Annotated in this window: 11 protein-coding genes; 7 read left to right on the top strand and 4 right to left on the bottom strand. The window is 36.6% G+C overall.

Annotated features, from left to right (window positions below):
- Positions 1–153 precede the first annotated feature (153 nt).
- Both AC3QLY_RS13775 and AC3QLY_RS13770 read left to right on the top strand, forming a co-directional pair.
- Positions 154–531: a BlaI/MecI/CopY family transcriptional regulator gene (locus tag AC3QLY_RS13775; protein WP_074417899.1), complete on the top strand. Its 378-nt coding sequence runs from the start codon at positions 154–156 to the stop codon at positions 529–531.
- Between the two features lie 5 nt (positions 532–536).
- Positions 537–2,372: a M56 family metallopeptidase gene (locus tag AC3QLY_RS13770; RefSeq protein ID WP_492989880.1), complete on the top strand. Its 1,836-nt coding sequence runs from the start codon at positions 537–539 to the stop codon at positions 2,370–2,372.
- 20 nt (positions 2,373–2,392) lie between these two features.
- On the opposite strand, the gene AC3QLY_RS13765 is transcribed toward AC3QLY_RS13770, so the two are convergent.
- Together AC3QLY_RS13765 and AC3QLY_RS13760 are read right to left on the bottom strand one after the other, a co-directional pair.
- The gene (locus AC3QLY_RS13765; RefSeq protein ID WP_218330398.1) at positions 2,393–3,415 is read right to left on the bottom strand and encodes a PorP/SprF family type IX secretion system membrane protein; all 1,023 of its coding nucleotides are present in this window, start codon (positions 3,413–3,415) and stop codon (positions 2,393–2,395) included.
- Positions 3,416–3,512: 97 nt separating this feature from the next.
- Complete coding sequence (locus tag AC3QLY_RS13760) at positions 3,513–4,736, bottom strand: serine hydrolase domain-containing protein (protein WP_218330399.1); 1,224 nt, start codon at positions 4,734–4,736, stop codon at positions 3,513–3,515.
- A gap of 119 nt (positions 4,737–4,855) precedes the next feature.
- On the opposite strand from AC3QLY_RS13760, the gene serA reads away from it, so the two are divergent.
- Complete coding sequence (gene serA, locus AC3QLY_RS13755) at positions 4,856–6,100, top strand: phosphoglycerate dehydrogenase (protein WP_074417902.1); 1,245 nt, start codon at positions 4,856–4,858, stop codon at positions 6,098–6,100.
- A gap of 93 nt (positions 6,101–6,193) precedes the next feature.
- Positions 6,194–7,378, top strand: a complete 1,185-nt coding sequence (locus AC3QLY_RS13750) for a carboxypeptidase-like regulatory domain-containing protein (protein WP_074417903.1) — start codon at positions 6,194–6,196, stop codon at positions 7,376–7,378.
- Between the two features lie 17 nt (positions 7,379–7,395).
- On the opposite strand, the gene AC3QLY_RS13745 is transcribed toward AC3QLY_RS13750, so the two are convergent.
- Positions 7,396–8,118 carry a copper homeostasis protein CutC gene (locus AC3QLY_RS13745; protein WP_074419855.1) on the bottom strand — a complete coding sequence of 241 codons (723 nt, stop codon included), beginning with the start codon at positions 8,116–8,118 and terminating at the stop codon, positions 7,396–7,398.
- Positions 8,119–9,240 (bottom strand): glycosylasparaginase, encoded by a 1,122-nt coding sequence (locus AC3QLY_RS13740; RefSeq protein ID WP_081301261.1) that lies wholly within the window; start codon positions 9,238–9,240, stop codon positions 8,119–8,121. It abuts the gene before it with no gap.
- 123 nt (positions 9,241–9,363) lie between these two features.
- Here AC3QLY_RS13740 and AC3QLY_RS13735 point away from each other — a divergent pair, with 123 nt between their 5' ends.
- From AC3QLY_RS13735 to AC3QLY_RS13725, 3 genes are all read left to right on the top strand, one after another.
- A complete protein-coding gene (locus tag AC3QLY_RS13735) occupies positions 9,364–10,665 on the top strand; it encodes an NAD(P)/FAD-dependent oxidoreductase (RefSeq protein ID WP_074419854.1) in 1,302 nt (433 codons plus the stop codon).
- Positions 10,622–11,683: a phosphotransferase enzyme family protein gene (locus AC3QLY_RS13730; protein ID WP_081300521.1), complete on the top strand. Its 1,062-nt coding sequence runs from the start codon at positions 10,622–10,624 to the stop codon at positions 11,681–11,683. The genes AC3QLY_RS13735 and AC3QLY_RS13730 overlap by 44 nt, the downstream gene beginning before the upstream one ends.
- A 71-nt stretch (positions 11,684–11,754) precedes the next feature.
- A complete protein-coding gene (locus tag AC3QLY_RS13725) occupies positions 11,755–12,246 on the top strand; it encodes a YajQ family cyclic di-GMP-binding protein (protein ID WP_074418578.1) in 492 nt (163 codons plus the stop codon).
- Positions 12,247–12,321 lie beyond the last annotated feature (75 nt).

Raw genomic sequence — 12,321 nt, 5'->3', positions numbered from 1 at the left:
TCTTTTACAGCGAAGCTGTGTAAATTGCTTACGAATGAAATCGTACCAACTTCAATGATTGTGAAATTGAATACCAAGTTTTAGTGATAAAGTTATCAGTTCAATAGATTTTGTTGGATTGTTCGTTTTTACACCCAAAATTCTCAAGTAAATATGAAAAAAATAAAACCTACCGAAAGTGAGTTAGAAATTTTGCAGATATTATGGCAAAAGGGTAATGCCACCGTTCGAGAAGTGCATGAAGTGCTAAGTTTACACAAAGATTCCGGATACACTACTACTTTAAAACTCATGCAAATTATGTATGAGAAAGGATTGGTGATTCGAAATGATCAAAATAAGACACATATCTATCAGCCGAATGTAAGCAAAGAAAACACCCAGCAACAGTTAGTAGGAAAAATGATACACAGTTTATTTGGGGGTTCGGCAACTGCTTTGGTTATGCAGGCTTTGGGTACAAATAAGCCCAATGCAGAAGAATTACAGGCAATACAAACTTTATTGGATAATTTGAAAAGTGCAAAATAATGGGCATGTTACCTGCTATTTTTACCAATTTAGGAGCAGCTATTGTTTGGAATGTACTGCAGGGTAGTATTGTCTGGTTATTGTTTATGCTCTTTAAAATATTATTTCCCAACAAAGTTGCAATGCATTACAATGTTGCGATAATGGCCATTGCAGGTGTTTTCATTCTCTTTATTTTTTCTTTTATACATTATCTTTCAATTGCTGATCCGGTTGCTAATCAACAATTAATACTGTCTGTTTTTATTGTTGAGTCCTTAAATGGGGTAACCCAGGCAACAAATAAACCCATTTTTTATTATGTTTTTAATGCAATAGCAGGAATCTATATGGTATGGTTGGTGGTACAGCTGATTAGATGGCCATTAATTTTTCGGCAGCATAAAAATTTATTAGCAAATACATTGCAACCGTTACCGGAAGAATTTATAAAGTTTATTGAAACAAAAAAACAGTGGCTGCATTTAAAAAAGTCTATTCGACTTTTTATAATTTCAGGTATTAAAAGCCCCATGACTATTGGATTTTTTAAACCATTTATTTTATTGCCGATTGCAGGAATTACACATTTGTCAACTACAGCGGTTGAAGCAATTTTGTTGCATGAGTTGGCACACATTAAGCGGAATGATTATCTCATCAATATCTTAGTTCAGCTGTTACAGTCAATCATCTGGTTTAATCCTTTTGCCAGATTATTGGTGAAGGAAATGGAACGCAGCAGAGAAATTTGTTGTGATGAATATGTGTTGCAACAAAAGTATGAACCGTTATTGTATGCTGAAACCTTGTTGCAATTAGCCCGAATATCACAAAATTATTCCTTGCCCGTTTTATCGATGCCGGCTGTGCAGCATAAGGGTGAATTGTTGTTTCGAATTAAACATATATTGTATGCGAATAAGCGTGCAGTATATTCAGGTCGTTTGGTATTTAGATGGCTGTCTGTTTTAGTTTTCATGATGGCAGGGTTTGTATTTGTGTATACCATGCAATTAACGCAGCCTTTAGTGGTATTGCATCCGAATGAGATGGTGCAGCAAAATCAACTATTTATTCATACAGTTGCTGATAAGAATAGTATTCTTCAGCCCTCTAAAATTTCAATGGAACCTGTACATCGTACATACAAAAAACAAAAAATAAAGCTACATTCAGACAAGAAAATGATTGCTGTTTCAAAATCTGCAACTTCCTATCTGCCTAAAGTAACTGTGCCTGTTTCAAACCTGATTATTGACCAGTCTTTGCCTGTTGTTCAAACAGAAAATAAAGCTGCATCAACATTGCCTGAAGGCACTTCATTCATTCAAACAAAAAATTTGTTTTCTACAAATTCAAACCAACAAAATAGTGCTAAAATATATTTTAATCTATTCAGGCTCACTACTTCACAATCCATTTTAAAATTGTTTGCCGCAGATGATATAAACCAGCATGCACTGAAATTTTTCGCAAGTATTCAACATCAACGGCATTTAATAAAGACTACTGCTCTGAAATGGTGGATGAAAGCACTCTTGTATCAAATGCAACAGCAACAGATTGAGTTACAATCCATACATCAATTCATTCCCGTTATGGCTCATCAATACATTTCTAATGAAAATGCCTGTATTTTAAATATTTCTGCATGTCAGGTGTTTTTGGTTCAAGTACAAAAAAGTAATTGGTGCAAAGAATTTGAGCCTGGATATTTTATGTTACTGATTATGAATCCTGCTAATAATGAAATGCCTGAAGAGGATTATGTGTATTGGTTTTCTAATCAATCTGATGGGTTTGAAGAGCCATTGCCCATCATGAATGATACTGCCTGTGATGTTGTTTCATTCAATTAAATGATAAAATTTAATATCGCTCACCACAGTCTTCTGGGGCACCAGTCAGCATAACGATTGTTTAATAAAAAGCCAATCAAAATTTCATGGGTACCACTACTAATAGTTCCTAATGCTGAGGTAGTGTAATCATATGAATAACCAATATTTACAGATTGATTTAAATTGATGCCTAACATGGCTGCAAATCCATTTTTATAACGCAATGATGCGCCTGCCCACAATAAATCCTTGTATTGCAATTTCACATTCACATCTATCCCCAATGGCAATGGTAGAATATATCGGATTTGGAAGGAAGGAAGTGCACTGATATCGTCAGAAAGGCTATACCGATAGCCGGCGGTAAAAAACAAATGGGGCACCAATTTGCCCGGAACAATACCAACAGGATGATTGGAAAAATAAATCTGGTCGGGAATCATTTGCTGTGCAGATAATCCCAAAAAATAATTGGCTGCATATAACCACAAACCGGCACTGATATCCGGTTTTATCCGGTTAATGGTGTTGGCATTGGTTACTGCCGGATCAATCGGTACAGCAAAATTTAGATTGGACGTATTTAAACTGAGTTGCGAAATGCCGGCTGATATTCCGGCAGACAAATTGGTGTTAGGAGTTAATCCTACATGATAGGCATAAGTAGCATAAGCAGCAAAACGGTTCAGTGATCCGGCCTTGTCGTTCAGAATGGTTAAACCAACGCCTGCATGGGCGGGTGCGCTGGTGTAATTTCGCCAATAGGCATTGCCACGAGGGTTTTCGCCAGGGGTATGGTAGCCGGTTGCAGTTTTTTCAGGAAAGCTGCTTTTATGCAATGGCCCCTGAATGGTGAAATAAGTAGTAACAGGTGCATCTGTTAAACCTTCCCATTGAATACGGTGACTCAATTTTACATCGGTATAATTTTCAATTCCGGCAACTGCCGGATTAATAATAAAATTGTTTAAAATGTATTGCGTATAATAGGGTCTTTGTTGTGCTGATGCTGCAACAAAGAAAAAAGGAAATGCTACTAAAATGAATAGGCGAAGCTTCATTATTATTCAGACCCGAATGTATTATAAATTCAGGGAATTATCTACAAAAAAACAATAATCTGATGAGAATCAAATACAAAAAATCTAAATCATCAAATTATTCTTCAATGCGGGAAGTGTCTGACTGGCCGGAGAAAACTGAAGTCATTTTTCTGGCACTGTAAATGTTTCGATTATACCTATTTCCTAATATAATTAAAGTGGCCGTATCATTAATTAATCGGGTAAATACGGTATTATTGCCATGCCACCAGCCATTATGGTAAATAATTGGGCCATTACTGCCATCTAACAACATACGCCATCCCAAACCATAATTGTGGTTCGATTTAATTTCAAGGCTTCTTGGCTCAAATGCCATTGAGAGTGTTTGTGGTTTTACAAAACTGCCTTCATACAAGGCTTTATCCCATAAAAGCATGTCTCTTACCGTACTGTACACATTTTTATCACCATAAATACAATCTAATTTTTCTAATTTAAATGGTGCTTTATTGGGTTGAAAAGAAGGTATATACCGATTGGTATCTGCAATACTGAATACATACGTATGCTTCATGCCCAAAACATTAAACACACTGTCTTTCATGTATTGCGGAAAAGGCATTTTGGTAATTTTTTCAATAATCAATGCCAGTAGTGCATAATTGGTGTTACAGTAATGAAATTTTTTATTGGGCAAGGAAAGGATAGCGGGTTGATGTGCAATCATATAGTTTAATACATCCTGATTGGTTTGAAAGCCTTTTACTTCATTCCCGGAAGGAACCAGATGTACAATTTTAATTCTTTTCCCTCTTTTGTTTCTTGCATAAGAAACCACTGCTTTCTTTTCATCCATGAAATAAACATAATTGGGAAGTCCGCTTCGGTGCGATAGTAAATCAGTTACGGTTATATTACGATAAGGAAAACTTGGGAAAAATTTTTGTATGGTATCGGTTAGTTCAATTCTGCCTTGCTCCCATAATCGCAGAAGTGTCATGGCAGTAAAAGTTTTTGAAATTGAGGCCAAATGAAAAGGATCATCGGGTGTTATTTTTTCATTTGTTTTAAAATTGTAATAACCATTGTAATCTTCAAAAACCACTTCGCCGTTCTTCGCCATTAAAATGGCGCCATTAAAATCTTTATCTAATAAATTTTTTTTATACAATGAGGAAATGGCATTTGCATAGGCTTGTTTCTGTTGCGGGGTCAGTGTATCGAAATGAAAAGTAACTGGTGCAATAGCTTGCTGTATGGCATTTTTTTCTTTCTGCGATTTGCAGGATAAAAACAACAATGTAAACAGAGATGAAAGTATCAATAATTTGTGCATGCCTCAATGGTTTCAAAAGGCGCAAATATAAAGGATAATGTGCCGAGTTTCGTTAAGCAAAAACAAAAGTAAAATTTGCATCAACTATTAATTGGAGAATATAATTTAATTTAGCAGCTATGAATAAGCAAACAACCAACCCAACCAGTTACCCCAAAGAAAAAATTAACATACTGCTTTTAGAAAACATCAGTGATAAAGCAGTGCAATATTTTAAACAAAGCGGGTATGTAAACGTTAAAAAATTAAATGGTGCTTTAAGTGAAGAACAATTAATAGATGCGGTAAAAAATGTACATCTGTTAGGCATTCGGTCTAAAACCAAAATAACAGAAAATGTATTAAAAGCCGCAACAAAATTACAGGCCATAGGATGTTTTTGTATTGGCGTAAATCAGGTAAACCTGAAAGCAGCAACCGATAATGGGGTAGTAGTGTTTAATGCGCCTTACAGCAATACAAGAAGTGTGGCCGAATTGGTAATTGCATTATCAATTATGTTGATAAGAAGAATTCCGGATAAAAATAAAGCAGCTCATGAAGGTATTTGGCTCAAAGAGTCGAAGGGCAGTTTTGAATTACGGGGTAAAACATTGGGTATTATTGGCTATGGAAATATTGGTTCGCAGGTAAGCGTTTTGGCCGAAGCAATGGGTATGCAGGTTCGTTTTTATGATATTGAAAACAAGTTGCCATTAGGTAATGCCATTGCCTGTAAAAGCATGAAAGAATTGGTGGGTATAGCCGATATTATTACCCTGCATGTTCCGGAAACACCACAAACCAAAAATCTGATTACAAAAGCGGTCATTAAAAATTTTAAACCGGGCACCATTTTAATTAATTATGCACGTGGTGAAGTGGTTGATTTGAAAGCGTTGGCAGAAGCAATAAAAGCCGGTGCAGTTGGCGGAGCTGCCATTGATGTATTCCCATGGGAACCAGAAAAAAGTGGCGATCATTTTGAAACGCCTTTGCAGGGGTTACCCAATGTAATTCTAACGCCACATATTGGTGGTTCCACCGAAGAAGCGCAGGAAAACATTGGTGAAGATGTAAGTGTTAAATTGTTTAATTACCTTGAAAGAGGTATTACCAATGGCTCACATACCGTTCCTGCCATTAGTTTGCCTCCTATAGATGGCGCACATCGTATTTTACACATTCACAGAAATAAACCTGGTGTATTAAGTGCCATCAATAGTGCTTTGGCGAGTCATCATATTAATATCGTTGGCCAATACTTAAAAACAAATGATGCCATTGGTTATGTTGTATTGGATGTAGATAAAAAATTATCTAATAAAGCAGCGGCATTATTAAAAGAGGTAAAAGATACCATTAAAGTGAGAATGTTGTACTAATATCATCACCACGATATGAGGAACAGATGATGGTAGCAAACGGATAATCAGGCTTACCTGCGAGCTTCAGCATCTACAATACTTAAATTTTTTATGAAACGTATTGCTGCTATTGTAGTTTGTATCATTTTAGGTTGTATAATCAGCCGGAATGCATTGGCCTATACCCTTAAAGGTATAGTTATCAATGCTGTTACACATCAGCCAGTTAGTGGTGTATATATTTATGTGAATCAGTCAACCTATCTTACCATCACCAATAGTGCCGGTCAGTTTGATTTGGATAATATTACTGGTATTGAAGCTGATTTGATTGCTACCAAAGCAGGTTTTGAAACCTTAACTTATCATATTACCACTCAAAAAATTCCAACGCAAATCCGATTTGAAATGACGCAGTTGGATACTGCCCGTTTTAATGTATGGATAGGTTCCGGTACTGCAAATGGGAAAGAGTGGTTTCAGTTATTCCAAAACTTTTTTATGGGCCATGCGGACTATGCTGCTCAATGTGAAATTTTGAATTCTGATGCATTGAAATTTAAATGGAACGATTCTACACAAATTTTAGATGTGCTGGCTGATGGCCCCCTCATGGTGAGTAATGAGGCGCTGGGTTATATGTTATTGATGAATTTGGAAAGTTTTAAGATGAATAAAAATGGCGACATGGTGTATGATGGCACGATTGCATTTAAGCCGCTGCATTCACAAAGTTTAGATATTAAAAATAAATGGATAGAAAATAGAAAACAAAACTATCCAACCAGTCAGATTGCTTTTTGGAAAAGCCTGTATAATGACAGTTTGCATCAAAATGGTTTTACTGTTCAATTTATACAACGCATTTTTGAAAATGAATCTGGTTATGCCAGTGCTGTTGCTAATAAAAAAAATACAACAGGTATGCAATCTTTAAAAGAAGGAAATACCATTGTTAAGAAAAAGTTTGTTGATGTTGCTGCAACCGGTGCACAGAATTTGTTATCTAATTTCCTGAAAAAGAATCAAGATAATCTTGCTGTATTATTGGCCTCACAGCACATTATGGAGGTAAAATATAAAAAAACAGATGCATGGGAACCGATTGACAGATCCAATGGGTTTAATCCATTTACCAGCTCATTAGCAGAAAGCTATTCGTACATTATTTTCTCTGATAATCCGGTTTATATTGCCAATACCGGATATTCTTTTCCATCTTCTGATTATTGGGTAATTGGTGATTGGAACTGGATGGGCTTATCCACTGCCATGCCTTATGATTATGGGTTGTAAAAATTAATTAGCATGTGTTAACATTGTTGCAGTATTTGTTTTAATGCTGCAATTTCTGATGCATCTACCATTATTCTTTCGCTTTTGTCCTGCATGGCATCTACCCAAAATTGCATGGGCGATGGTTCCAATTTTTTTGCACTGCTATGCACTTCATCTGTTCCGGTAAATAAAAGCAACTCCTCCAGATTACTGCTTCTAATACCTCCTCCCGGCACAATCACAATTCTGTCTGACGCTGCTACAATTAGTTTTTGTATTAATGCTTTTCCCAATAAAGCATTGGGCTGTTGTCCACTGGTTAAAATACGCTGACAACCACATTGAATAATATTTTCCATGGCTTCCAATGGTTGTTTGCACCGATCAAATGCCCGGTGAAAGGTAACTTCCATTGGGTAAGCCAACGCTGCTAATTGCTGTGTTCTTGCTATATCAATACTGCCGTCGGTTTTTAAAATGCCAATTACTACGCCATCAAAACCCATTTGCTTGCAAAGTTTAACATCTGCCTGCATGGCTGCAAACTCTGCATCAGTGTACACAAAATCTCCGGCTCTTGGGCAAATCATTACGAAAAGTGGCAGATCAATCTTTTGTCGAACCGTTTTTAAATATCCATAGGAAGGAGTAGTGCCGCCATTTTCATAGTTTTCACATAATTCAAGTCGATTGGCACCGGCTTTATAAGCAGCGATAGCAGACTCAATTGAGAAAACCGCTATTTCAATTAGTTTCATTTATGGTAATATAAATTTTGCGTCTTCTAAAAAGTTTTTATCATCTGCAAAACAAACTGCATAATTAAATCCTTTCTGTAAACAATAGCCGCCATATTCTCCTTTTTTATTCAGAGCCACAAAACCTATTTGAATTTCTTTTGCTTTACTGCCTTTAATTTTTGCAATTCTTTCAACCGCCATTTTACAGGCTTGTTCCGGCGGCCATCCCTGCCGCATCAGTTCAACCACTGTATGCGAACCACAAATTCTAATGATATCTTCCCCCTGGCCGGTAGCAGCAGCAGCGCCTACCTCGTTATCCACAAATAAGCCGGCACCAATTAGCGGCGAATCGCCTACACGGCCATGCATTTTAAAGGCCTGACCACTGGTGGTACAGCTACCGCTTAAATTGCCGGCACTGTCTAACGCCAACATAGCAATGGTATCATGATTCCATTGTCCGGTTTCTAATTTTGCGGGAACCGAAGTGGGCACAAAAGAAGTTTTTCCTTCATTCCGTTCAATGTTGATAATAGGTTTATATTCACTTTTTTTCAGCCAGTTTTCATAAGCTTTTTTGGCTTCATTGCTAAGTTGCTCCGGTTCCAAAATAAAGCCTTCGGCAATGGCAAACTGTTGGGCTCCTTCACCAGCCAATAAAACATGAGGTGTTTTCTCCATTACCCTTCTGGCTACTGAAATGGGATGCTTAATGCGTTGCAAACAGGCAACCGCACCGCAGTTAAAATTTTCATCCATAATAGAGGCATCTAATGTAACATAGCCATCTCTGTCAGGATTGGCACCTAACCCTACACAACAATTGATGGATGATTCAGTAACCATTACCCCTTTTTCAACTGCATCCAATGCACGTCCGTTATTTTTTAAAATAAGCCATGCGGCTTTATTGGCGGCAATACCCGCATCCCAGGTAGCAATAACAATTGGTTTTTTAACCGGCCCGGCAAAGCCCGACAGCCTGTTTTTCGGCATAGCCAATGCAGTCAATCCTAAAGAACTCAGCGATAAAAAATTTCTTCTTTCCACAATAAAAAATTTAGTTTGTCTGAAGTAGTAATTTGTTGATTTAAAGATAACACATTCAGTACTATCATCATCGGGATATTGATGCATGTCAGCAATGTTTTCATGATTTTCTTTTCTGAAAAGGTAAATGAACCCTTTTAAACAGGTGTACCTTTACAAAAGCAGCGGAGTGTGGCAAGCAACTGATTATTCATCATAAACGGAATCATTATGAAAGTGGTACTCATTGGAGCAGGATTTGCAGGTTTAAAAATTGCACGAACATTCAACAATCAAAAAGGGATTGAATTATTGCTTTTGGATAAATACAATTACCATCAGTTTCAACCTTTATTTTATCAGGTAGCAACTGCTGGCCTTGATGCCAGTAATATTTCTTTTCCGCTCAGAAAAGTGTTTCAGAACAGTAGCAATATACATATTCGGATGGCCAACGTTTTATCCGTCGATACGCATTTTAAAAAAGTGCATACAGATATTGGTAATTTTCATTATGATAAACTTATTATTGCTACAGGGGCCGACACCAATTTTTTCGGCAATAAAAAAATTCAGGAAGCAGCATTACCCATGAAGAGTACTGTTGAGGCGTTGCAATTACGTCATCGTTTTCTGCACAATTTAGAAGAAGCACTTCAAATCACAGACAGAGCCATTTTGGCAAAATTGCTAACGGTAGTTGTTGTGGGAGGCGGGCCAACGGGGGTGGAATTGTGTGGTGCTTTGGCCGAAATGCGCAATTTGATATTACCGAAAGATTATCCTGAATTAGATTTTTCGTTAATGAAAATTTTTCTGATTGAAAATAATGTACATACACTGGCTGCCATGTTTGAAAAAAGCAGGATTCAGTCAGAGCAATATTTAAAAAAATTAGGAGTGGATGTGTTAACCGGAATATCTGTTTCTGATTATGATGGCGAAACAGTAGTTTTAAACAACGGTAACAGTATTGCTTCTAATACATTAATTTGGGCAGCAGGTATTAAAGGTAATGTACCCACTGGGCTTGACGAAAGCCTTATTGTGCATGGTAATCGTATAAAAGTAAATCGATTGAATGAAGTAATTGGTGTACCGAATATTTATGCAGTAGGCGATGTAGCTTATATGGAAACACCACTGTATCCGCATGGTCACCCACAGGTGGCGAATGTAGCAATAACACAAGGGCTGCAATTGGCTAAAAATTTATTACACCCCGGCAATCCTCAACCGTATGAATATCACGACAAAGGAAGTATGGCAACAGTTGGCAGAAACTTAGCGGTGGTAGATATTCCAAAACCCCGATTACATTTTGGTGGATTTTTAGCCTGGTTGGTATGGATGGGATTGCATCTCTTTCTATTAGTAGGTGTAAAAAACAGGATTCAGGTTTTTATAAACTGGATTTACAATTATTTTACAAAAGATCCTAACCTTCGTTTAATATTTAGAGAATTTTATAAGCCAAAGCATCCGATACATGTTACCACCTCATCTGTTACAACAACTTCAACAGAAATATAACTGGACAGGAAATATTCAGGTTCAGCAAATATCTGACGGACTCATTAATCATACCTGGAAAGTGATTACCAATACTGGTGATTTTATTTTGCAGGCTATCAATACCCATGTTTTTCCACATCCGGAAAAAATGGATGTAAACCTGCAAATGCTTGCTGCCTATTTTTTTAAAGAAGCGCCGGATTATTTATTTGTTGGCCCGATTGCAAATGTTGATGGGAAAACAATGATGGTTGTTGACAATACATTTTACCGGGTTTTTCCTTTTATTCAAGGTTCACATACCCAGGAAATCTTATCAAGGTCGGAAGATGCATTTGAAGCTGCTCAGCAATTTGGAAAGTTTACCGCAGCATTGGCACATTTCAATACCAATCATTTACAAATTACCATCCCTTTTTTTCACCATCTTTCATTTCGCTATTGGCAATTTAAACAAGCCTGGCAACAGGCTGATGATGGGTTAAAAAAGCAGGCTCAAAAATATGCCACTCAAATTGCCGGACAAACACAAATTATAGAAAAGTTCAATTATTTCATTCACAAAAATACTTGTCTGCAAAGAACCATGCATCATGATACAAAAATTTCAAATATATTATTCAATGAAGCAGGAAAAGGTGTGGCGGTAATTGATTTAGATACAGTAATGCCCGGATTTTTTTTCAGTGATATGGGTGATATGATGCGCACCTATTTAAGTCCGGTTGGCGAAGAAGAAAAAGATATCTCATTGATTGAAGTAAGACCTGATTTTTTGCAAGCTGTAACCGAAGGGTATCTTTCAGCAATGGTGCATGTGTTGACTGATTTTGAGAACGAACATTTGTTGTATTCTGGCCAGATAATGACATATATGCAGGCCTTGCGGTTCTTAACAGATTATTTGCAACATAACTGTTATTATGCCTGTAGTTATGCAGATCAAAATTTAGTGCGAACTGCCAATCAATTACAATTATTGGCTCAGATGCAAAACATAAGTACTCCAAAACCGAAGCAGTATTTTATAAAATAACTGACTTATGTTCTGCCAGATGTAAATCATCAATATTTGCGGCATATTTTTATCTTTGTAAAAAAATTATTATGCCTTCATTTGATATAGCCAGTAAAGTAGATTTACAATTGTTGGATAACACCATCAATGCGGTTAAAAAAGAAATTCAGGGGCGCTTCGATTTTAAAGATTCTCCGGTAATCATTGAACTTAATAAAAAAGATTTTACAATTATGCTGGAGGTGGAAAGCGATATGAAAATGAAGCAGGTGATTGATATTTTAATTAGCCGTGGCATGAAACAAGGTATTTCTGCCAATGCTTTTGATTTTGAAAAAGATGCTTATCCAAGCGGAAAAGTGATCAAAAAAGAAGTGGCCGTAAAAAATGGCCTAAAGCAAGATAATGCCAAAAAAATTGTAAAATCAATCAAAGACAGCGGTTTAAAAGTACAAGCGGCTATTATGGATACCATTATTCGTGTTACGGGTAAAAAAATTGATGACCTGCAGGCGGTTATTAAATTGTGTAATGAGCAGGATTTTGGTGTTCCACTTCAGTTTGAAAACATGAAATCTTAAATAAATTTGGTTTTTCTGACAGTTTAATAGCTTAATATAGAGGTTTGTTGGAGTTTTTACTCATCTAAATGCTAA

The sequence above is a fragment of the Hydrotalea sp. GW822-HT8A01 genome (genome assembly GCF_058798575.1).
This window is presented reverse-complemented; position numbering and strand designations above follow the sequence as displayed.

Coding starts and splice junctions, on each gene's coding strand:
- AC3QLY_RS13775 (WP_074417899.1), top strand. CDS start 154: ATGAAAAAAATAAAACCTACCGAAAGTGAGTTAGAAATTTTGCAGATA.
- AC3QLY_RS13770 (WP_492989880.1), top strand. CDS start 537: ATGTTACCTGCTATTTTTACCAATTTAGGAGCAGCTATTGTTTGGAAT.
- AC3QLY_RS13765 (WP_218330398.1), bottom strand. CDS start 3,415: ATGAAGCTTCGCCTATTCATTTTAGTAGCATTTCCTTTTTTCTTTGTT.
- AC3QLY_RS13760 (WP_218330399.1), bottom strand. CDS start 4,736: ATGCACAAATTATTGATACTTTCATCTCTGTTTACATTGTTGTTTTTA.
- serA (WP_074417902.1), top strand. CDS start 4,856: ATGAATAAGCAAACAACCAACCCAACCAGTTACCCCAAAGAAAAAATT.
- AC3QLY_RS13750 (WP_074417903.1), top strand. CDS start 6,194: ATGAAACGTATTGCTGCTATTGTAGTTTGTATCATTTTAGGTTGTATA.
- AC3QLY_RS13745 (WP_074419855.1), bottom strand. CDS start 8,118: ATGAAACTAATTGAAATAGCGGTTTTCTCAATTGAGTCTGCTATCGCT.
- AC3QLY_RS13740 (WP_081301261.1), bottom strand. CDS start 9,240: ATGCATCAATATCCCGATGATGATAGTACTGAATGTGTTATCTTTAAA.
- AC3QLY_RS13735 (WP_074419854.1), top strand. CDS start 9,364: ATGAAAGTGGTACTCATTGGAGCAGGATTTGCAGGTTTAAAAATTGCA.
- AC3QLY_RS13730 (WP_081300521.1), top strand. CDS start 10,622: ATGTTACCACCTCATCTGTTACAACAACTTCAACAGAAATATAACTGG.
- AC3QLY_RS13725 (WP_074418578.1), top strand. CDS start 11,755: ATGCCTTCATTTGATATAGCCAGTAAAGTAGATTTACAATTGTTGGAT.